The sequence below is a fragment of the Staphylococcus sp. GDY8P45P genome (assembly GCF_017892745.1).
Classification (GTDB): Bacteria; Bacillota; Bacilli; order Staphylococcales; family Staphylococcaceae; genus Staphylococcus; species Staphylococcus cohnii.
The window spans coordinates 51,578-72,281 of record NZ_JAESLS010000005.1 but is presented as its reverse complement, the minus strand read 5'-3'; the positions used below and the strand labels follow the sequence as shown (position 1 = coordinate 72,281).

The following is a 20,704-nucleotide window of genomic DNA, read 5'->3' as shown; positions in this document are numbered from 1 at the left end:
GTCATTTTTGCACGCTATAACACCCATGATTATAATAGAATTGTTTGAATTTTTGAACAATGCTATAACTTATTTGTGTTTTATCTATTTCATTATTATAAAATTGGTTTAATTCTAGCAGTTGTTTAAAATGTGTCATATTAAATGTGTTCATTTGCCACATATATATAAGTTGTAATTGCCAATACACAGGATGCGACTTAATATACATTTGTTCTGGATAAATGATCCCTAGATATTTACCTACCCATTCATCAGTTAGCTTTAAATTATACATCACACTTAAACTTGGCTCTAAAACTGAATGCGTCTTACGACATAGACTTAAATAATGTTTTATAGCACGATTTGATAGTTTTAATGTTTGTGTTGCAGCATGATAAACATCCTTTAACTGAATTTGATTAACTAAATGCTTTAATGGTATATCATACCTTTTCGCAATAAATTGTTGTCCACCAATAAAATTAATCACTTTATAACCAAAAAGCATTTCATGTGTTGTATCCCATGATAATAACAATCTATTATAAATATTAATGAAATTTCTTTCGTATTTTGATAAGTATACAACGCTATTATTTTTATTATATTTTACATCTTTTATTATCCAATAAACTTTATAACCGGCATTTTGTAAAGCTTTACTGCGTCTTGAAATACACGCTAACGTTACTTTTGAAAATTGTATTTCGAATACAATTTCATCATCTATAATTAAATCAGGATATTGGTAACTTTGTGGTACATATGGTTCAATGCTAACTTTATGATTTAAATCTTTTAGCTGTTGAGCAATGCGGTATTTCAAATCAGAATGTGCTTGCGATTCATTTTTATGGCAATATAAACGATCATTACGAACATGTGCAAAATGAGGTGTATAGTATGCCCCCTTTTTTAATAACACTTTTCCTTTACAAAATGGGCAACGATAGTTTTCACTTTTTATTGCATTTTTTGCCCACACGGCCTGGTTTTGATCATTGTTTGCGTATAACATTTCGTCACCTCATATAATTACACGCAGAAAGTCATCAAATTACTATACCTTTATTTAAGAAAAAATTATTAATACAAAAAGCCATAAGTTAACAATTAACTTATGGCTCAGTATCTAAATAATATTACTAATCAAATCATAATCAGTATTGATAATAATTTATATTAGTTTTTAATCATCATTATTCAGTTGTATCAGGAAAATAACGACGTACTTGTGAAGCGACGTTATGACTCATAATAATTTTTGCGTAATCGTTTAAATATACTTCTGATTTATCAGTAGGATATGCGAACTCAAGTAATTGACTGTAACTATCGTTAATTGTTTCTTGTCCAACTGTTTCATCAAAGTGAACAGCGTAGTAATATACATTATTAAGACTATATAATAAATCTTCAAACTCATCTGCACTTTGATTATTATGGTAAGCATAATCAATTACTTCTTCTAAGTCATTAAATCTAACTATAACAGTACGCGTATTCTGTGGTTTACGTTTGTTGCGTTCTTGATCTTGTTGCGTTTCTTTTTGTTGTTGACGTTGTTCAAATAAATCCTCTAAACTATCATCTTGCTCAAATGTTTGTGATAATAAATCATTAACTTGATGATCTAATTGATCATTGTCTTCATCAGACATATTGATAAGATCTTCGTTTTTAGATTTAGAAATCGTTACTTCCACACCTTTTTCAAAAGCATGTACTTGAATCCATAAAGGACCTTCAACAACAAAATCTTCTTCTTCATTGATTTCTTCCATCATGTTCCAAAAGAATTCTTCTCCACGTTTGCGATTAGTCCATAAATCTTCACGTTTAAAGCCTCTTGCTTCTATATCACTATATGTTATAAATAGTTTAACGGTAGTGTCGTCAACTCGCTCTATTCTCATATCATCTCACTCCTTACAGTCGATGAATAGTAATCATTATTGTATTAGAACGTAGTAAGAATTACAATTAATTTGTTTGATTAATTTTTACTATTTTCTATTTGGTCTCTTATAATAACATATACCCTTATAAAAGGCCAAAAAACAGCACTTTCTCTAGAGTGCTGTTTGAATTCAGTCAATAATCATTCACAATTGAATAACCGATTTGTTTGACGTAAGTATATATTTATCTGTTACGGTAAATACAACAAAACCACAAAGCAACATCACAATAACGTTACTTTATGGCTCAATCGCTCTATCTATACATTAATCAACCATACGTTGCGCTTCTTGCAATTGGAACGTACGTACTTTTCTAGGTAAAAAACGTCTAATTTCGTCTTCATTATAACCAACTTGTAAACGTTTATCATCTAAGATAATTGGACGTCTTAATAAACCTGGGTTATCTTGGATAATTGAATATAAGTCTTGAAGTGGTAAAGCATCAATATCTACATTTAATTTTTGATAAGTTTTAGAACGAGTAGATATGATTTCGTCTGTTCCATCTTCAGTCATTTTTAAAATTTGTTTGATTTCATCAATTGTTAAGTGTTCTGAAAAAATGTTACGCTCCGTATACGGAATGTCATGTTCTTGTAACCATGCTTTCGCTTTACGGCAAGATGTGCAACTTGGTGAAGTAAATAATGTTACCATACATCTCACTCTCCTATTTTTCATGAATATAAATTCATTAGATTTCAATTTTATATGATTAAGAATTTTTAAAGTAATTTTTATCTCTCTTAACCTTACAATTAAAGTATACCCTATCAACATTAAAATTAAATGAGAATTCTCTAATTTTTTTAAAAAATTTCAAATAAGCTTAATTCCCAATCAATTTAGTTAGAAATATTGATATGTATACAGTTTAACATAACTTACAAATGATTGAAATACTGTTATACTATTACTAAAGTATACAAATTAAATTATTATAAAGGTAGGCATCAAAAAATGGAAACTTTATTTTCTGGTATCCAACCTAGCGGTATTCCAACGCTTGGTAACTATATTGGTGCGTTGAAGCAATTTGGTGAAGTCCAAGATGATTATGATTGTTTCTTCTGCATCGTGGATCAACACGCGATTACAATTCCACAAGACCGATTAAAACTACGTAAACAAACAAGACAGCTAGCAGCAATTTATTTGGCATCAGGCATTGACCCAGAAAAATCAACATTATTTATACAATCTGAGGTGCCGGCGCACGTGCAAGCAAGCTGGATGTTAACAACTATTTCATCGATTGGTGAATTAGAACGCATGACACAATTTAAAGATAAAGCAGTAAAACAAACTGAAGGTATACCTGCTGGGTTACTTACATACCCGCCATTAATGGCAGCAGATATCGTCATTTATAACACAAATATCGTTCCTGTTGGAGACGATCAAAAACAACATATTGAATTAACTAGAAATTTAGTAGATCGATTCAATTCACGTTACAATGATGTACTTGTAAAACCAGAAATACGCATGCCAAAAGTTGGTGGTCGTGTTATGAGTTTACAGGATCCAACGAAGAAAATGAGTAAAAGTGACGATAACCAAAAAAATTATATTTCGTTATTAGATGAACCAAATGTGGGTGCCAAAAAAATAAAAAGTGCAGTAACAGATTCAGATGGCATTATTAAATTTGACCGTGACAATAAACCTGGCATTTCAAATTTATTATCAATTTATTCAAGCTTAACAGACAAAACGATTGATGAACTCCAAACACAATATAAAGATTCTAACTATGGTGAATTTAAATCAGATTTAGCTGAAATTGTGAAAGACTTTTTAATTCAGTTCCAAGAAAAATATGAATACTATTTCAACTCTGATGAATTAGATACGATTTTAGATAACGGTAGAGATAAAGCTCAAAAAGCTTCATTTAAAACGTTGAAAAAAATGGAAAAAGCAATGGGCTTAGGCCGAAAAAGATAATTTATAAAATCATAGTGAAGATTGCATAAATCTCATTCAAAAAAGGGCCAATCTACATCAAATAGATTAGCCCTTTTTTCTATAAATTTTATGGTATTTATATTAACCTGCAAATGAAACATTTCTGTAATTTCCACTCAAATTTTCCACTTGATATAACCAAATTACAATATCGTTAAGTGTACGAATTTTTCAATAACACCACAATTTCTTGGAATATATCAATAATGCCTACATTATTAATTAACGTACAAAGTCAACTCTGCTAGAGAATAATAATAGTTCAACAAATGAACCAAAATTCTTGTCATGAGGAAAACGTCAATTTCTATAACGTGATATAGAAACTGATGTTTTTCATTAATTCAATAAATTGTACTCAGGCTTCTTTTTCACCTTTTACTTCATTTTATTTTTTTTCACCTGTTTCACGGTCAATTGATTTATCAATTTTCACTTCTTTTAACGATGTATCGCCGCCGATTTGGTGATAAATTAACCCTTTAACTTGAGGATTAGTTAAGTGTGCTTCACCTTTTTGATAAACAGGTGCTACTGGCGCATCATTGAGTAACAATTCTTCTGCTTCTTTCATTGCTGCGTTACGTTCTTCAGGTTTTTTCAATAATTTACCATTTGCATCTTTAATAAGTTGGTCATACTTTTTGCTGCTCCATGCAGTATTATTTTGCGAATTACCTGTAGTCATAATATTTAAGAATGACAATGGGTCTGGATAATCTGGCCCCCAACCTGATAACGATGCTTCAAATGTTTCAGAAGACTCTTGATTTAAACGTTGTTTAAATGGTAATTGTTTAATCTTCAAAGTAACACCTGGCAAGGTACTTTCTACCTGTGCTTTAATATATTCAGCTGAAACCTTTGCATCTGGTGTATCTTCAGTATTCATCGTAAATGTTAAATTTTTAATACCTAAATCTTTTTTTGCTTTTTCAAAATGTTGTTTGGCCGCTTTAGGATTATAAGTCAGTGGTGAATCTATGGATTCAGCAAAGTCTTTACCATCTGGTGTTTCTGCCGTTAATTTAGCAGTAAATCCATCTGTCGCTTCTGATCCATTATTTTTTACTGAATTCACATATCCCTCTTTATTGATAGATTGTGCAATGGCTAACCTCAAGTCTTTATTTTTAAATTCTGGTACGTTATCCTGATTCATTTTAATATAGAACGTGCTAGCCAATAAACGTTTTTTTAATCCTGGATTATCTTGATATTTATCTACTTGGTCAGCAGTAATGGTCGTATCATCTACAGAACCAGTGTCATAAAGTGATGCACCTGCTTGCTGATCTTTTAACACTTTATAATTTACACGATCTAATTGAACTTTTTCTTTGTCCCAATAATTTTCATTTTTAACTAACTGAATTTTATCTTCAACTTTCCAATCTTTAACTTTAAACGGACCATTAAAGACTGTTTTATCTGCAGTTGTAGCATATTGCTCGCCATTCTTTTTCACAACTTTTTCATTTTGTGGCATAAATGCTCCAAAGGCGAACATTTCATTAATATATGGGATTGGTTTTGTTAATTCAACTTTCAATGTATGATCATTCAAAGCTGTAACCCCTAATTTATCAACATCTTTTTTCCCCATATTAATGTCTTCAGCATTTTTAATATCATACATTATGTAAGCATATTCAGCAGCTGTTTCTGGATTAACAACTCTTTTCCAAGCATATTCAAAATCATGAGCTGTAACAGGGTCACCGTTGGACCACTTAGCATCTTTACGCAGTTTAATAGTCAATGTCTTTCCACCATTACTTTTCTCTGGCATCTCTTTAGCAACACCTGGTTGAGCTTTATCGTTTTTATCTAATGTATATAAACCTTCATACACTTGGTTATATATATCAAACGATACAGTATCAGTGGCTAAGGCAGTATCCAAAGAAGAAATATCTTGTGATATAACTTTTCTAAATACTTGTCCTTTATCCGAGTAAACACCTTCAGCACTACTACATCCCGCAGCGATTACAGTTAAAGCTAATAAAACTACAAATAGTTTAATCCTTTTCATATTAATCCCCCTTTCCCTTATACTGATGGTGCTTGTATTTGAGATTTTAATGTTTCTGCTTCCTCATCCGTAGTAAATACAAAATGCCCTGGTTGTATTTCGTTCAAAGACCGTTGATCGTTTTTGGACATGTCTTCTTTATACACTGTTCTTTTTCGCGTACGCTCACTTTCAGGATCTGGTTGTGGCACTGCTGAAAGTAATGATTTCGTATAAGGATGTAACGGATGATTATATATTTCATCTGCAGAACCTAATTCGACAATCTTACCAAAATGCATAACTGCAATTCTGTCTGAAATATATTTCACCATCGAAAGGTCATGAGCAATAAATAGAAATGTAATATTGTGTTCTCTTTGCAACTTTAATAACAAATTGACAACTTGTGCTTGAATTGAAACATCTAACGCTGATATCGGTTCATCTGCAATAATAAATTCTGGTTCTACTGCTAATGCACGAGCAATACCGATACGTTGTCTTTGACCACCTGAAAATTCATGTGGATAACGATTGGCATGTTCCTTACTAAGTCCCACCGTTTCTAATAAATCATAAACTCTTCTTTTACGATCTTTTGTTCCACTAGCAAGCTTATGGATGTCTATCCCTTCTGCCACTATATCCATGACTTTTAACCTTGGATTTAATGAAGCATATGGGTCTTGGAAAATCATTTGCATCTTTTTATTAAACTTCAAAGAATCTTTACGGTTTTTTATTTTTTGAATGTCTACACCGTCATAAAGAATTTCTCCACTCGTTACATCATTGAGTTTAATAATTGCTTTACCAGTAGTAGATTTTCCACAACCAGATTCACCAACTAGTCCAAATGTTTCCCCTTTATAAATATCAAATGAAATATTTTCAATTGCACGTACTTCGCTACGCTTTCCTTCATTAAAATATTGTTTAACATTTTTCACTTGTAAAAGTATGTCTTTATTTTGCATCATCAAACGCCACCCTTTCTACCTGTTGCGGCTTATCGTAATTATTAGGCATCTTACGTAAACGTTTTTGTACCATTTCTGGTGGTTCAACATGCGGTGCGCGTTCATCAAGTAACCAAGACTTTACAAAATGTGTATCAGAAATTTTGAACCATGGTGGTGGAGTTTTAAAGTCTACATCTAATGCATATTGGCTACGTTCAGCAAACGCATCTCCTTTAGGTGGGTGTAATAAATCTGGTGGTGTACCTGGAATAGCTAATAATGCTGTATCTGTACCAGTTGTCAGATCAGGCATCGATGATAGTAACCCCCAAGTATATGGATGTTTAGGGTCATAAAATATTTCATCTACATCTCCTGTTTCAACCATTTGTCCTCCATACATAACAGCTACTCTGTCAGCTATATTAGCAACAACACCTAAATCGTGTGTGATAAAAACGATTGAAGTACTTATTTTGCTTTGTAATTCTCTCATCAATTCTAATATTTGTGCTTGCATCGTTACATCAAGTGCAGTAGTTGGCTCATCTGCAATTAATACTTTAGGTTCACATGCAAGTGCTGTCGCAATGACTATCCTTTGTCTTTGTCCACCTGAGAATTGATGTGGATAGGCATTAAAACGTTTTTCAGCGTTTGGTAATCCTACAAGATTTAATATTTCTAACGCCCTTTTCTTCGCATTTGCCTTATTGTAATTTCTATGTTTCATTAATGGCTCCATGACTTGCTTGCCTATTTTCATTGTAGGATTTAACGAAGTCATTGGATCTTGAAATATCATAGAAATATCTTTACCTCGTAATTTAATCAATTCTTCTTCTGATTTTTTAGCTAAGTCTTCACCTAAGAAATTAATAACACCTTTTTTAATTCTTCCAGTATCGCCTTGGAATAATTTTGTAATAGCTTTTGTTGTCACTGATTTCCCTGAACCTGATTCACCAACAATCGCCAGCGTTTCTCCTTTATCAAGAAAGAAATCCACGCCACGTACTGCCTGCACTTCCCCTGCGTCAATATCAAAGGAAACATGCAAATCGTTCACTTCTAATATTCTTTCTGACATAAAATGTTGCCCCCTTTATTATTTACGCATTTTCGGATCAAATGCATCGCGTAACCCATCACTAAATAGATAGAAGAATAGTATTAATAAACTTAAAATAATAGCCGGAATAAATAATTCATGTGGATGAATCAATAACATTGCTCGACCTTCATTTACAAGTGACCCAAGAGAAGTTCTTGGCGCTGGTACCCCGATACCAATAAAGCTTAAGAATGCTTCGAAGAAGATTGCATTCGGTACTGTAAACATGGATGTAACTACAATAACCCCTAAAGTATTAGGTAATATATGTTTAAATATTAATTTAAGTTTAGAGGCACCTAGTGTTTTAGATGCTAATACAAATTCTTGACCTTTTAATTTTAAGAATTCCCCTCTGACCACACGGCTCATGCCAATCCAACCTGTGATAGCCATCGCTAATATAATCGTCCATATAGATGGTTCAAAAATTAAAACGAATAAAATAACAACAATCAACGTTGGGATAGACGCAACAATTTCAATAATACGCTGCATCACATTATCAATACGGCCTCCAAAAAATCCTGAAATCGCGCCATAAATAACACCTATAAAAATATCAAGCAGTGCTGCAACAACACCGATGAATAGTGATACTTGTGCACCTTGCCAAGTACGAGACCACAAATCTCTACCTAATTGATCTGTACCAAACCAAAAATTCTCTTTCACTCCAGCTTCTTTATACGCATCTTTACCTTGAGCACCTTCACCATCAAATGGTAAAAATGAAATTTGATCTAGAACAGGTATTTTTGCTGGCAAGTTACGTCTTTCAACATCTTGTTCAGCATAGTCATGTGCACTAAATAAAGGGCCAATTAACGCTAAAATAATGATAATAATTAACCCTATCATACCAACTACCGCTAATTTATTACGCTTTAGTTGTGACCATGCATCCTGCCAAAAGTTTTTACTCTCTCTTTGTATTTCTGGCTCTTTTTCAATGTCATTGTTACTTCTAATAAAGTCTGATGCTGGAATTCCTTCTGAGGTATGTGACATAACTGCATTTGAATAATCTTGATTTAAATTTTCATTTTTATTATCAGCCATTATTTTTTACCTCCTTGTACACGTATACGTGGGTCAATAACACCATATAATATATCTACAAGGAATATAGAAACTATAAATAGTGTACTGAATAAAATGGTTGTCGCCATAATTACTGGGAAATCATTCGTGGTAATCGATCTTACGAATTGGTCCCCTAACCCTGGTACACCAAAAATATTCTCAATTGTCAAAGTACCTGTTAATATACTTGCCAACATTGGCACAATAATTGTAATTACTGGAATCAGAGCATTTCTTAATGCGTGTCCAAATAATACTCTCATTGTTGAATTACCTTTGGCACGTGCAAGTAAAATATAATCTGAACTTAACACTTCTATCATTTCTGCTCTTATGTATCTTGCTACCGTCGCTAAAACTGCTGCTGATAGTGCTAAAGATGGTAAAACTGCTGTTGAAACACCTTCCCAACCTGCTACTGGGAACCATTGCAACCTTACTGAAAATACATATTGTAATAAAACAGCTAATACGAATGATGGTACCGAAACCGCTATAACTGAAATTACAGTAGCTGTATAGTCAGCCCAAGTGTTTTGCCGGACTGCTGCAATAACCCCTAAAATTAAACCGAGTATGACACCAATCACCATCGCTGTTAAACCCATTTCTAAAGATGGTAATAATCTTGGTTTGATTAATTCCCAAACTGGTTGGTTATCATATTGGAATGAGTTACCAAAGTCCCCCGTAACAACATTCTTTAAATAACTCGCATACTGAACTGGTACTGGATCGTTTAAACCATATTTTTCGTTAAGAATTTGCTTTTGTTCTTCATTTAATTTTTCATCGTTAAACGGTGAACCTGGCATAAGTTTCATCAAGAAAAATGTAATGGTAATGATAATGAATAATGACAAAATCATATAACCCAGTCGCTTTAAAACATATTTAAGCATATCGTATCCCCCTTTGAATCGAATTAAACATTCCCTTCGCAATATTCAGAATATTTAATAACATTATACGTTTAGTTAAGATTTTAATCAATATTCTATTGCTTTACTTTATTAAAGAAATTAAAAATTATTTAATTTTAAACTTCTAATTAAATACTGTTGTTAACGAATTTATAGTAATTTTTATTCATTTTTTAGTTAACTTAAGTTACAATTAATTTAATTCTTTTTAGGGGGCGCCAACATGAAATATTTAAAGCACCTAGTAATTTTTTTACTTTTTACACCCATAATTTCATTTATTTTATGGCTATTTTCAAACCATACTTGGATAAACTTTATTAATACTTTATTTTATGTCTCTATGCTCTTAGCAATTGTCTTTTTTATCATTTTGATTGTACAAGAAGGCATTTTAGATCCCACGAGTTTTGGTTTTAGAAGGCTAAAATACCAATTGACAAAAAAGAAACATAGAAGTGCGTTTGAAAATGATGAATTTTTTAAACCTACTCAACCTAAAAAAGATGTTTATATTGTCTCTTCTTGGGTAAAAATTGCTTTTCTTTGTAATCTTATTTATGTCATTATTTCTATTTTCATATCATTTGCTATATAAAAAGACTGGATTAGAAATTGTATTTAATAACAATAACTAATCCAGCCTTTTTTGTTTACGATTATCAATGTTGGGATTGCAGAAAAGTGCATAATAAAGTAAGACAAATCCTAATAAAACAATGACTGCCACATAGATTGACATCATCCATGGCAATATAAATGCGCCAATAATAAGCCCAAAACGTGCTAAAATATTTCCACCGTAAAATGATACCATCGCAAATGTGCTATACGTACTACGTTTATCTTCAGGAATCATTAAGAATCTTTGTGCATTTTGGATAGGTGAATATATTAATTCTCCTATCGTCGCTACAATTGAAAACAAACATAGAATCCAAAACGATGTTGCAGATGTCAAAATACTGTATCCTAATGTATACAAGACAATCCCAATCATAAATGCAATTCTAGTTGAAGTCGCTGCAACAATTCTGTTGACAGTAAAAGTTAAAGTTGCAACTACTACTGTGTTAATAATCATAATGACCGTGAACATTCTGACACCATCTATATAAAAACCTAAAATAGATAATGGTTCAAAAGCATCTTTCAATCTTACCACGACATAAGAATTTAAACTTAATTCAGCCATAATGACCATCATATAACCTAAATTTAGCATCATATAATACTTGTCTTTAACTACATCTCGATAACTATCAAAAAAATGTTTAAACTTAGTCGTTAAATCTCCCTTTTTGTTAATGATTTGTTCAACATTATAATACTTTTCAAATAAATACCAACTCACTAACATTGCGATAAAGAAGAGGATAAATAATAAATGTTTATGTCCCAAGTATAACAACGCACCTAGTGCCATACCGATAGCTGTACCAATATTGAACATCCAATAATTTAATTGGTATACATATTCTCTAACATCTTCATATATAGCATCCATAATTGCCGCTTCAAATATTGGTTCACTTGCAGCAAACAATAATTGAAAGATAAACACAGCAATGCAAAAAATTAGTAAGCCGATGCCATTCATAGTAACCGTAATACTTAGAATAATTAAGCAAATTGCGTATAAAAAATGGATATAATTCACTATTTTCTTCCTATTATAATTATCGCCTAAATATCCACCTAGGAAAGACACAATAAAACTCACCACAATATTAACAATTAAAAATGTCCCTGCAAAAACTGCGTTCACTTTACTCGTTAAATAAAGTGCAATAAAAGGCATGATTGCTTGACTTGCAATAATCAAGATAAAATCTGCAATCATTCGTGTTTTCAAAGTTGTTGATAAAGATGAGAAGCGTTTCATCTTGACTGCCTCCTTTTAACCTAAATATAAAGCACATTATACATTAGGTGTACGTCATAAATATACAAAATATCAAAATTAATCATGTATTTTACTATTAATTATCTGCATTATTAATTTTTCATACTTTATACTATCCAAAGCTTATTTATAAAATTTCCGTATCTGTTAAATAAATTTAGCCAAAATAAATAAGGCTGGACAAATAAATTGTCTCAGCCTTTAACATTACATATTATTTTAGTCGTTAAATTTTTTCAAAACAAGCACGGCGTTATGGCCACCAAATCCTAGACTATTACTCATTGCATAAGTAATATCTAAATCTTCAGCTTTATTAGGAACGATGTCTAAATCACATTCTGGGTCTGGAGATTCAGCATGGATGGTTGGTGCGATACGTCCATCTCTAATAGATAAGGCAGAAAAGATTGCTTCTAAGCCACCAGTTGCACCTAATAAGTGACCAGTCATTGATTTTGTAGAGCTAATTTTTAAGTTTTTAGCTGCTTCACCAAATGTATTTTTAATCGCTTGAATTTCAGTTAAATCACCTACTGGCGTACTTGTGCCATGTGCATTTAAATATTGTATATCTTTGGCCTCAATGCCAGCATCATCAATCGCAGCTTGCATTGCACGTGAGCCGCCTTCACCTTCTGGTGCTGGCGCAGTAATATGATAAGCGTCACCTGTTGAACCATATCCAACTACTTCGGCATAAATTTCTGCACCACGCGCTTTTGCTGATTCTAATGATTCAAGTACAACAATACCTGCACCTTCACCCATCACAAAGCCATCACGACCTTCTTGGAATGGTCGACAAGCTGTTTCCTTATCTTCATTCGTTGTTAAGGCACGGCTTGCACTAAAGCCTGCTATAGCCATATGTGTGATTGGTGCTTCTGTACCTCCAGTAACCATAGCATCAGCGTCACCACGTTGGATAATCTTGAAAGCTTCTCCAATAGAGTTTGTACCTGTTGCACATGCTGTAACAGTAGCACCATTAGGACCTTTTGCACCTAAATCAATAGATACTTGGCCAGTAGCCATATCTGGAATTAACATCGGTACAAAGAAAGGACTCACACGTCTAGGACCACGCTCTAGCAATTGACTATGTGATAATTCAAATGTTTCCATGCCTCCGATACCAGAGCCAATCCAAACACCAATTCTATCAGCAGTATTTTCATTAATTTCTAGTTTTGCATCTTTGACCGCTTCTCTTGCAGCAACTACAGCATACTGTGTGAATCGATCCATACGACGCGCTTCTTTTTTATCTATATGATCTTCAATATCAAAGTCTTTTAATTCACCAGCTAAATGAACTTTATATGCTGATGTATCTAAACGTGTTATTTCGTCTATACCACTAACACCATTTAGTGCATTTTTCCATGAAGTTTTTGCATCATTACCGATTGGAGATAAAACACCCATACCAGTAATTACAACGCGATGTTCCTTGCTCATAAATTATCCTCCTATTTTCCCCATCTTATAGTTACAGCACCCCAAGTAAGACCACCACCGAATCCTACAAGTACTAAAACATCATCATCTTTAATTTTACCATTTTCTAATTCTTGTGCGATACTTAAAGGAATTGAAGCTGCAGAAGTATTACCAAATTTATCAACTGAGACGCTCATTTTTTCTTTTGGTATACCTAATCTTTCTCTTGCAGATTCCATAATTCTAATATTAGCTTGATGTGGTACAAACATATCGATATCTTTTGGTTCTAAATTTGCTTTTGCAACTGCATTATTTGAAGCTTCACCCATGATTCTAACAGCAAATTTAAACACTTCTCGTCCATTCATAAATATCTTACCATTTTCTGGATTTAAATATAAATATTCTCCTCCAGAACCGTCTGACCCAAGTTCATAACTTAAAATGCCTCGGCCTTCAGACACTTCACCGATAACTACTGCACCAGCACCATCACCAAATAATATAGCTGTTGAACGATCAGTGTAATCCGTGATCTTAGATAATTTATCTGCTCCTACAACTAAAATATTTTTATAATCACCTGATTGTACGAATTGTTTAGCATTGATCATTGCATACATGAAACCACTACATGCAGCTAACTGATCCATAGAAGCAACTTTTCCGATTCCAAGTCTATCTTGTAATATATTAGCTACAGTTGGAAACGGAAAATCTCCTGTAGATGTTGCAACAATAATCATGTCTATATCAGTTGGTTCTATACCAGCATCATTGATAGCTTTAACACTTGCTTGATAAGCTAAATCAGACGTCTCTTCATCTTCATCAGCCCATCTTCTTTCTTTAATACCTGTCATTTTTGAAATCCACTCATCTGAAGTTTCTAAAAATGATTCAAAATAGGCATTCTCTACTACTTTTTCAGGCGCATATGCACCGAAACCTTTAATACCCACGTTCATGGTTGTACACCTTCTTAATAATTTTTTAATACCAGGTATTAATTTAACATAATACATATTTCCAATACAAGAACTTCACCTAGTATACTCATTAAAATCACATTATTTATTATAGTTTATCGTAAATGTTAGCACAATTAAAATCTATACTTTATAAGTTACTACTATACAAATACTGCTTTCTTATTTATAATGAATGTATATATATTAAATTGGAGGCATTACATAATGAAATACCTCGCAGTGTTATTTTGGTCTATTGTCTTATTACAAATGGTAAATTTCGTACTTAACAGTCTTTCAGGTGGGGGCGCACTTAATTTAATTACCCCTATTATTGGTGCTATTGTATTTACAATCATTGTCGTATTATTTGACTTGATTATTAAACCTTCAAAGCATGAGACGAAAGAACAACATTAAATTTTTATCACATACAAATAAAAAAGTTCAGAACGTAAAATACCTCGAACTAACAAAAAATGACAATTTCTNNAGAAATTGTCATTTTTTGTTACTACATCCTATCTCAAATGACCTATATGTCATGACGGTTTTGCATTGATACCATTTGTTAATTAGCACTCTGAACATTCAAAATTCTGAATTATTATAATAACAGCCCGTAAAAGAACTGCTTAGTTCACTTACGGGCTTATTTTATGAGAGTTGATATCTCAAGTACTATTTATTTTCAGTTTATATTATTTCTGGTCTGATTTCTTCAAATGTTAAACCATCATCTGATAAATCTATTTTTATTAACGTACCTTCTGGTAAATTCTCTCTAATCATTTTGCGTGCAAGTGGTGTTTCAATTTGTCTTTGAACAAATCTTTTTAGTGGTCTTGCACCAAATTGAGGTTCATATGCTTCCTCACCTAACCATGCTTTAGCTTTATCAGAAACGTCAATGGAAATACGTTGTTCCATCAATCTAATGTTTAATTGTGTTAAAATTTTATCAACAATTAAACTCATATCATTTACGGATAATGGTTTAAATAATACGATATCATCCATACGATTTATGATTTCTGGTTTGAAGTATTGGTTTAAACTATTCATTACTGATTTTTCTGTTGATTCAGTAATCACGCCTGTATCTTTTACATTTTCTAATAATATTTGTGAACCAATATTACTTGTCATGATAATAATAGTATTTTTGAAGTCTACTTCTCGTCCTTGTGAATCAGTTAAACGACCTTCTTCTAATATTTGTAACAACACATTAAACACATCTGAATGTGCTTTTTCTATTTCGTCTAACAAAATAACTGAATAAGGATTACGACGAACTGATTCTGTCAGTTGTCCACCCTCTTCATGTCCAACATAGCCGGGAGGGGCACCTATTAAGCGAGAGACAGAGTGTTTTTCCATATATTCACTCATATCAATACGAATCATATGTTTTTCTGAATCAAATAAAGTTGATGCTAATGATTTCGCTAATTCTGTTTTACCTACACCTGTTGGACCTAAGAATAAGAAGCTACCAATTGGTCTATTAGGATCTTTAATTCCAGCACGCGCTCTGACAACTGCATCAGCAACTAGATCTACAGCTTTATCTTGACCTACAACACGTTCATGAAGTATATCAGATAAGTTTAGGAGTTTCTCTCTTTCGGTTTCAACTAATTTTGATACTGGAATACCTGTCCAAGAACTAACAATATCGCCTATTTCTTCATCAGTAACAATTTCACGAATGATGCGATCATTTTCTTCACTTTGTTCATTTTGGAAAGCGTCTTCTAATTCACGTAATTCTTTTTCTAGTTGTGGAATTTTACCGTGCTGTAATTCAGCAGCTTTTTCTAAATTGTAGTTATTTTCAGCATCTTCTAAAGCTTTTCGATTTTCATCTAATTCTGAACGTTTCTCTTGCAGTTTAGCTATTTTTTCTTTTTCTTCTTCAACACGTGATTGAATAGAACTTTGTTTTTCCTTTTCGTTTGCTAGTTCCTCTTGTAACTCTTGCAAACGTTGTTTACTGGCATTATCAGATTCATTTTTCAATGCTGACTCTTCAATTTCTAACTGCATAACACGACGATTCACTTGATCCAATTCTGTTGGATTTGAGCCCATTTCAGTACGTATCGTCGCACATGCTTGGTCTACTAAATCTATTGCCTTATCTGGTAAAAATCGATCAGTAATATAACGGTCTGATAATTCAGCTGCTGCTACCAATGCTTTATCCTGTATACGAACACCGTGATATACTTCGTAACGTTCTTTTAAACCACGTAAAATAGAAATAGTATCTTCTACATTAGGTTCAGATACATTTACTTTTTGAAAACGACGTTCTAAAGCTGAATCTTTTTCAATATATTCTCTATATTCATTTAAAGTTGTCGCACCAATACAATGTAGCTCCCCACGAGCCAACATTGGTTTAAGCATATTACCTGCATCCATAGCACCTTCAGTTTTACCAGCACCTACAAGCATATGAATTTCATCAATAAACAAAATAATTCTTCCGTCTGATTCTTTGACTTCTTTAAGTACTGCTTTCAATCTTTCTTCGAATTCTCCACGATATTTTGCACCTGCTACAAGTGCGCTTAAGTCAAGTTCAAAAATTGTTTTATCTAACAGTGATTCTGGCACGTCTTTACGTACGATACGCTGCGCCAATCCTTCGACAATTGCTGTTTTACCGACACCAGGCTCACCTATCAAGACCGGGTTATTTTTGGTTTTTCTACTTAATATACGGATTGAATTACGAATTTCTTCGTCACGTCCAATGACAGGGTCCATATTACCTTGACGAACTTCTTCAACTAAATCACGCCCGTATTTTTCTAATGCTTCATAATTTGCTTCTGGATTTTGTGATGTCACGCGATTGCCTCCTCTAACTTTTTTTATAATTTCCTCTATTACTTCTTTTTTATTTTCTACAAATTGTTTGGTCGTATCATCTATATCCATAGCAGCTAATACGATATGTTCCATGGATATATATTCATCTTCATATTTTTTCATATAAGTTTCAGCTTTATTTAATAAATTGTTAGCATTTTGACTTATATATTGACCATATTGAATATTATCCCCTTGGACCGATGGATATTTTTTAAGTTTTTCTTTATATGATTGATCTAATTTTTCTGTATCAATATGCGCTCTATCGAAAATACTTTTAAATAAACTTTCATTTTCTGTTAATGCTGCTGATAATACAGCTTCAATTTCAATATTTTGATTTTCATTTGTTTTAGCTAATTCAATTGCATTCTGTAATGCACTTTGAACTGCATAGGTCATTTGATTTATATCCAAATTGATTCACCTCACCATTTAATGATTGATCAATAAAGTAAGTTTGACTTTGACTTTCTTTGACCTTATCTATATTATATTACGCTTCTTGACAAGAATCAACAATAAAGGGTTCGTTTTTCAATTATTTTTTAAAGTTTTGAACGCTTACCATATCATAACATTTGCCCAACACACATTTGTTAAAACATCCATATAGATTACATAAAAACTGTTAAATTAACAGCGATTTTTATACTTCCAACGATAGCACATATCTCATTACGTTAAAGTTATGTTAGCATTATTGTAAATATACAACAATGGAGGTTAAATATATGAATAATGTAATCAAAAGACCAACGCCGCCGTTTAATAAACAGACAGCTTTAGAAAAAGTGAAATTAGCGCAAGATGCATGGAATACCAGAGATCCTGAAAAAGTATGTCTTGCTTATACACAAGATTCACAATGGAGAAATCGTAGTGAGTTTTTTGAAGGTCGAGAAGCAATCAAATCCTTTTTATATAGAAAATGGCGCAAAGAACTTCACTACAAGTTGATGAAAGAATTATGGTGTTACACCGACAACCGTATTTCAGTTAGATTTGAGTATGAATGGTATGATGCCTCTACAAATCAATGGATGCGTACACACGGCAATGAACATTGGGAATTTAATAATAATGGCCTCATGACGAGAAGAGATATGAGTGCAAATGATTACCCAATCAATGAGCGTGATAGAAAATATTGAGTTCACTTTACCTAACAATTGCAACTCATAAATAATAAATACTTGTCATTTAATATATTCTCAACTTAATATGAGTACAGACATAGTACAAGGTTAGTAATATCGTTTCAAAACGCATAAAGACGATTGTGAATTTTCATTTAAAACACAAATAAATTCAAGCGAAAGTTTTTCGAAAAATTGTATCAATAACAAAGCAAACGCCAATTTCAATTGAAATTGGCGTTTGTGTATGATCAAACTACAATAATATCGTGTTTCTCTAACCTTCTGATTTATTTTGAATCGTTTGCTATATGTTTTAAAATCTCATCTGTTAATGCCTCTACACCTTTTGTTTCTAAATGAATACCATCTGGCGCAAAATATTCTGTATGATCTTCAGAGCGTTTGTACCAATCAATAAGCGTTACATTTTTATGTGCTTTAGCGGCATCTGCCATCAATTTATTCACGTGACCTTCATAACTTCTCGGAACGCGTGTATTCACTAAATAAATTTGTGCATTTCCGAATTTATTGATTAACGTATCTAATTGTTCTTTACTAAAGTCACCATTTGTACCTAGTTCTAGCACAATTTTATCGGAACTTTTATTATATGATTGATAGTGTTTTTCTACAAGTGGTGCAACATCATATAAATTACGTCCAACCTCACCATCAATTTTTGCGTTGGGCACCCTTTTTTTAAAATTTTCACCTATATCAACCATCACTGAGTCTCCAATAAGCAATGGTTTAATATTTGTATATACTTCTGATTTTGTTGTTTTTTTAGAATTTGATTTATCAAAAAAGTTTACTTCATCAATTGGTATAGGCCGCACTAATTGTTTATCAAATTCATCTGTTTTAAACGTTGTTTTTTTATCCGTAATCATATCTTTCCCTAATTTATCAAAGCTACCAGCTAAAACAAATAGGCTTGGAATCATAAATATTAACAAAATAGCTGTTCTTACTAATGGTAATTTTTTATTTAATTTTATAGAAAATGCTTTAAAACCTTCTTTTCTAAAAGGTGTTTCAATATAGCGATACGAGAGTTCAGCTAAAATGATTGTCAATATGATATCTAAAAAGTACACATAATTCGGTAATTGCCCAGCAACATAATATGAATGTACAAAACTAATAACTGGAAAATGCCATAAATACAAACTATAAGATCTCTTACCAATAATAACAAAAATAGGATTACCGATAACTTTAGCAAAATAACCTGATGGATGAACAGCACTCATTATGACAAATAACGTCATTGCAGATATTAAATAAAATCCACCGTTATAAATCCAATCACTATTATCATTAACTTTATAAAAAAGTAAAAGTAAGATAAAAATACCAAAAACACCAATACCATCTATGATATGCGTTAGTGTCTTTTGAGGATTTTTCTTCAACTTAAATGGCGGCCATAAAAACGCTAGTATAACACCCAATAACATTGTTTGAAGTCTCGTATCTGTACCAAAATAAACTCGAGAATGAGACATATGCGGTTGTGAAATGATAATCATCACAAGTAAAGAAATTAATGAAATTATCCAAAATATCAAAACAACATTGCGGTATTTTTTTAATGCTAATAAAAGGAATATAAAAAGGATTGGGAATACAATGTAAAATTGTTCTTCAATTGCTAAGGACCATAAATGTTTTAATGGCATAAAAGCAAATTGTTCAAAATAATTTACATCTGAAGCGATGTACCACCAATTAGAAAAATAAAAAATTGCTGCTATTGCATCCTTTTTTATATTAACAATTTCTTCTGGTTTTAATACCAATGTTGCTACTACTACAACAAATACTAAAGTTAGTACTGCAGGTATCAATCTTTTGAAACGTCGTACCCAAAAGTTTTTTAAATTAATTATCCCTGTTTCTTCATATTCTTTTAAAAGTAAGCTAGTAATTAAATATCCAGAAATAACAAAAAATGTATCAACACCTAAAAATCCACCAGTTAACCATTGCTTATTTAAATGGTAAATAATAATACCAATTACTGCAATTGCTCTTAAACCATCTAAACCAGGCATATAGCGCGTGTTACGTTTCACACGATTATTTTCAAGATTATTGTTCATTTCCCCACAAACTTTCCTAAAATTACGTAAACATCTAATTTATTCACCTAGCTATTGTAATATTAATGTAATACAACTGCAATTATTTTAATGAATTGAACGATAGAAATAAAAAATTTTAAAATAGCCTGACATAAAGCGTCCACATGTTTTCTAAAATTAAAAAAACTAGCTTAAGTTAGCAATACATATTCAAACGTATTGTTAC

The 20,704-nt window shown here is 32.2% G+C and carries 17 protein-coding genes; 4 read left to right on the top strand and 13 right to left on the bottom strand.

The annotated features are described in order from the left end of the window. Position 1: 1 nt before the first annotated feature. From KA873_RS03860 to spxA, 3 genes are all read right to left on the bottom strand, one after another. Positions 2-1,003 (bottom strand): competence protein CoiA, encoded by a 1,002-nt coding sequence (locus tag KA873_RS03860; RefSeq protein WP_107386401.1) that lies wholly within the window; start codon positions 1,001-1,003, stop codon positions 2-4. A gap of 181 nt (positions 1,004-1,184) precedes the next feature. Further along, the gene (mecA, locus tag KA873_RS03855; RefSeq protein WP_107384675.1) at positions 1,185-1,901 is read right to left on the bottom strand and encodes an adaptor protein MecA; all 717 of its coding nucleotides are present in this window, start codon (positions 1,899-1,901) and stop codon (positions 1,185-1,187) included. Positions 1,902-2,213: 312 nt separating this feature from the next. Next, on the bottom strand, positions 2,214-2,609 hold the full coding sequence (spxA, locus tag KA873_RS03850) for a transcriptional regulator SpxA (protein WP_040030144.1): 396 nt from the start codon (positions 2,607-2,609) through the stop codon (positions 2,214-2,216). Between the two features lie 303 nt (positions 2,610-2,912). Here spxA and trpS point away from each other — a divergent pair, with 303 nt between their 5' ends. Then, a complete protein-coding gene (gene trpS, locus KA873_RS03845; protein WP_107384876.1) occupies positions 2,913-3,902 on the top strand; it encodes a tryptophan--tRNA ligase in 990 nt (329 codons plus the stop codon). Between the two features lie 409 nt (positions 3,903-4,311). Here the strand turns inward: trpS and KA873_RS03840 are convergent, their stop codons facing one another. Genes KA873_RS03840 through opp3b form a run of 5 tightly spaced genes read right to left on the bottom strand, consistent with a single transcriptional unit; the run spans position 4,312 to position 10,007 of the window. Continuing rightward, positions 4,312-5,961 (bottom strand): peptide ABC transporter substrate-binding protein, encoded by a 1,650-nt coding sequence (locus tag KA873_RS03840; RefSeq protein WP_107384877.1) that lies wholly within the window; start codon positions 5,959-5,961, stop codon positions 4,312-4,314. 17 nt (positions 5,962-5,978) lie between these two features. Continuing rightward, a complete protein-coding gene (locus KA873_RS03835; protein ID WP_181187560.1) occupies positions 5,979-6,920 on the bottom strand; it encodes an ABC transporter ATP-binding protein in 942 nt (313 codons plus the stop codon). Continuing rightward, entirely contained in the window at positions 6,910-7,995 is a 1,086-nt protein-coding gene (locus KA873_RS03830) for an ABC transporter ATP-binding protein (protein ID WP_107384879.1), read from the bottom strand. Before KA873_RS03830 ends, KA873_RS03835 begins: the two co-directional genes overlap by 11 nt. A gap of 18 nt (positions 7,996-8,013) precedes the next feature. Continuing rightward, entirely contained in the window at positions 8,014-9,081 is a 1,068-nt protein-coding gene (opp3C, locus tag KA873_RS03825; protein WP_107384880.1) for an oligopeptide ABC transporter permease, read from the bottom strand. After that, complete coding sequence (gene opp3b, locus KA873_RS03820) at positions 9,081-10,007, bottom strand: oligopeptide ABC transporter permease (RefSeq protein WP_107384881.1); 927 nt, start codon at positions 10,005-10,007, stop codon at positions 9,081-9,083. The genes opp3C and opp3b overlap by 1 nt, the downstream gene beginning before the upstream one ends. A 244-nt stretch (positions 10,008-10,251) precedes the next feature. Between opp3b and KA873_RS03815 the strand changes: the two genes are divergently transcribed. After that, the gene (locus KA873_RS03815) at positions 10,252-10,626 is read left to right on the top strand and encodes a DUF3899 domain-containing protein (protein WP_107384882.1); all 375 of its coding nucleotides are present in this window, start codon (positions 10,252-10,254) and stop codon (positions 10,624-10,626) included. Positions 10,627-10,662: 36 nt separating this feature from the next. On the opposite strand, the gene KA873_RS03810 is transcribed toward KA873_RS03815, so the two are convergent. From KA873_RS03810 to KA873_RS03800, 3 genes are all read right to left on the bottom strand, one after another. Further along, positions 10,663-11,913, bottom strand: coding sequence for an MFS transporter (locus KA873_RS03810; protein ID WP_107386146.1), 1,251 nt, complete (start codon positions 11,911-11,913; stop codon positions 10,663-10,665). Between the two features lie 240 nt (positions 11,914-12,153). Next, on the bottom strand, positions 12,154-13,398 hold the full coding sequence (gene fabF / locus KA873_RS03805) for a beta-ketoacyl-ACP synthase II (protein WP_107384884.1): 1,245 nt from the start codon (positions 13,396-13,398) through the stop codon (positions 12,154-12,156). Positions 13,399-13,409: 11 nt separating this feature from the next. Then, positions 13,410-14,351 (bottom strand): beta-ketoacyl-ACP synthase III, encoded by a 942-nt coding sequence (locus tag KA873_RS03800; protein ID WP_107384885.1) that lies wholly within the window; start codon positions 14,349-14,351, stop codon positions 13,410-13,412. A 228-nt stretch (positions 14,352-14,579) separates the two neighbouring features. Between KA873_RS03800 and KA873_RS03795 the strand changes: the two genes are divergently transcribed. Next, positions 14,580-14,774 (top strand): YjzD family protein, encoded by a 195-nt coding sequence (locus KA873_RS03795; protein ID WP_046208047.1) that lies wholly within the window; start codon positions 14,580-14,582, stop codon positions 14,772-14,774. 276 nt (positions 14,775-15,050) lie between these two features. Here KA873_RS03795 and clpB read toward each other — a convergent pair whose 3' ends face one another. After that, positions 15,051-17,660 carry an ATP-dependent chaperone ClpB gene (gene clpB, locus KA873_RS03790; RefSeq protein ID WP_107504546.1) on the bottom strand — a complete coding sequence of 870 codons (2,610 nt, stop codon included), beginning with the start codon at positions 17,658-17,660 and terminating at the stop codon, positions 15,051-15,053. A 317-nt stretch (positions 17,661-17,977) separates the two neighbouring features. Between clpB and KA873_RS03785 the strand changes: the two genes are divergently transcribed. After that, entirely contained in the window at positions 17,978-18,397 is a 420-nt protein-coding gene (locus KA873_RS03785; RefSeq protein ID WP_107504545.1) for a nuclear transport factor 2 family protein, read from the top strand. 275 nt (positions 18,398-18,672) lie between these two features. Here KA873_RS03785 and KA873_RS03780 read toward each other — a convergent pair whose 3' ends face one another. Further along, on the bottom strand, positions 18,673-20,496 hold the full coding sequence (locus KA873_RS03780) for an acyltransferase family protein (RefSeq protein WP_107386142.1): 1,824 nt from the start codon (positions 20,494-20,496) through the stop codon (positions 18,673-18,675). Positions 20,497-20,704 lie beyond the last annotated feature (208 nt).

Excerpts from the sequence above, each read along its gene's own strand:
- opp3C (WP_107384880.1), bottom strand. The coding sequence starts at position 9,081 with ATGGCTGATAATAAAAATGAAAATTTAAATCAAGATTATTCAAATGCA.
- KA873_RS03800 (WP_107384885.1), bottom strand. The coding sequence starts at position 14,351 with ATGAACGTGGGTATTAAAGGTTTCGGTGCATATGCGCCTGAAAAAGTA.
- opp3b (WP_107384881.1), bottom strand. The coding sequence starts at position 10,007 with ATGCTTAAATATGTTTTAAAGCGACTGGGTTATATGATTTTGTCATTA.
- KA873_RS03840 (WP_107384877.1), bottom strand. The coding sequence starts at position 5,961 with ATGAAAAGGATTAAACTATTTGTAGTTTTATTAGCTTTAACTGTAATC.
- fabF (WP_107384884.1), bottom strand. The coding sequence starts at position 13,398 with ATGAGCAAGGAACATCGCGTTGTAATTACTGGTATGGGTGTTTTATCT.
- KA873_RS03860 (WP_107386401.1), bottom strand. The coding sequence starts at position 1,003 with ATGTTATACGCAAACAATGATCAAAACCAGGCCGTGTGGGCAAAAAAT.
- spxA (WP_040030144.1), bottom strand. The coding sequence starts at position 2,609 with ATGGTAACATTATTTACTTCACCAAGTTGCACATCTTGCCGTAAAGCG.
- trpS (WP_107384876.1), top strand. The coding sequence starts at position 2,913 with ATGGAAACTTTATTTTCTGGTATCCAACCTAGCGGTATTCCAACGCTT.
- KA873_RS03795 (WP_046208047.1), top strand. The coding sequence starts at position 14,580 with ATGAAATACCTCGCAGTGTTATTTTGGTCTATTGTCTTATTACAAATG.
- KA873_RS03815 (WP_107384882.1), top strand. The coding sequence starts at position 10,252 with ATGAAATATTTAAAGCACCTAGTAATTTTTTTACTTTTTACACCCATA.
- KA873_RS03830 (WP_107384879.1), bottom strand. The coding sequence starts at position 7,995 with ATGTCAGAAAGAATATTAGAAGTGAACGATTTGCATGTTTCCTTTGAT.
- KA873_RS03785 (WP_107504545.1), top strand. The coding sequence starts at position 17,978 with ATGAATAATGTAATCAAAAGACCAACGCCGCCGTTTAATAAACAGACA.
- KA873_RS03835 (WP_181187560.1), bottom strand. The coding sequence starts at position 6,920 with ATGCAAAATAAAGACATACTTTTACAAGTGAAAAATGTTAAACAATAT.
- KA873_RS03780 (WP_107386142.1), bottom strand. The coding sequence starts at position 20,496 with ATGAACAATAATCTTGAAAATAATCGTGTGAAACGTAACACGCGCTAT.
- KA873_RS03810 (WP_107386146.1), bottom strand. The coding sequence starts at position 11,913 with ATGAAACGCTTCTCATCTTTATCAACAACTTTGAAAACACGAATGATT.
- mecA (WP_107384675.1), bottom strand. The coding sequence starts at position 1,901 with ATGAGAATAGAGCGAGTTGACGACACTACCGTTAAACTATTTATAACA.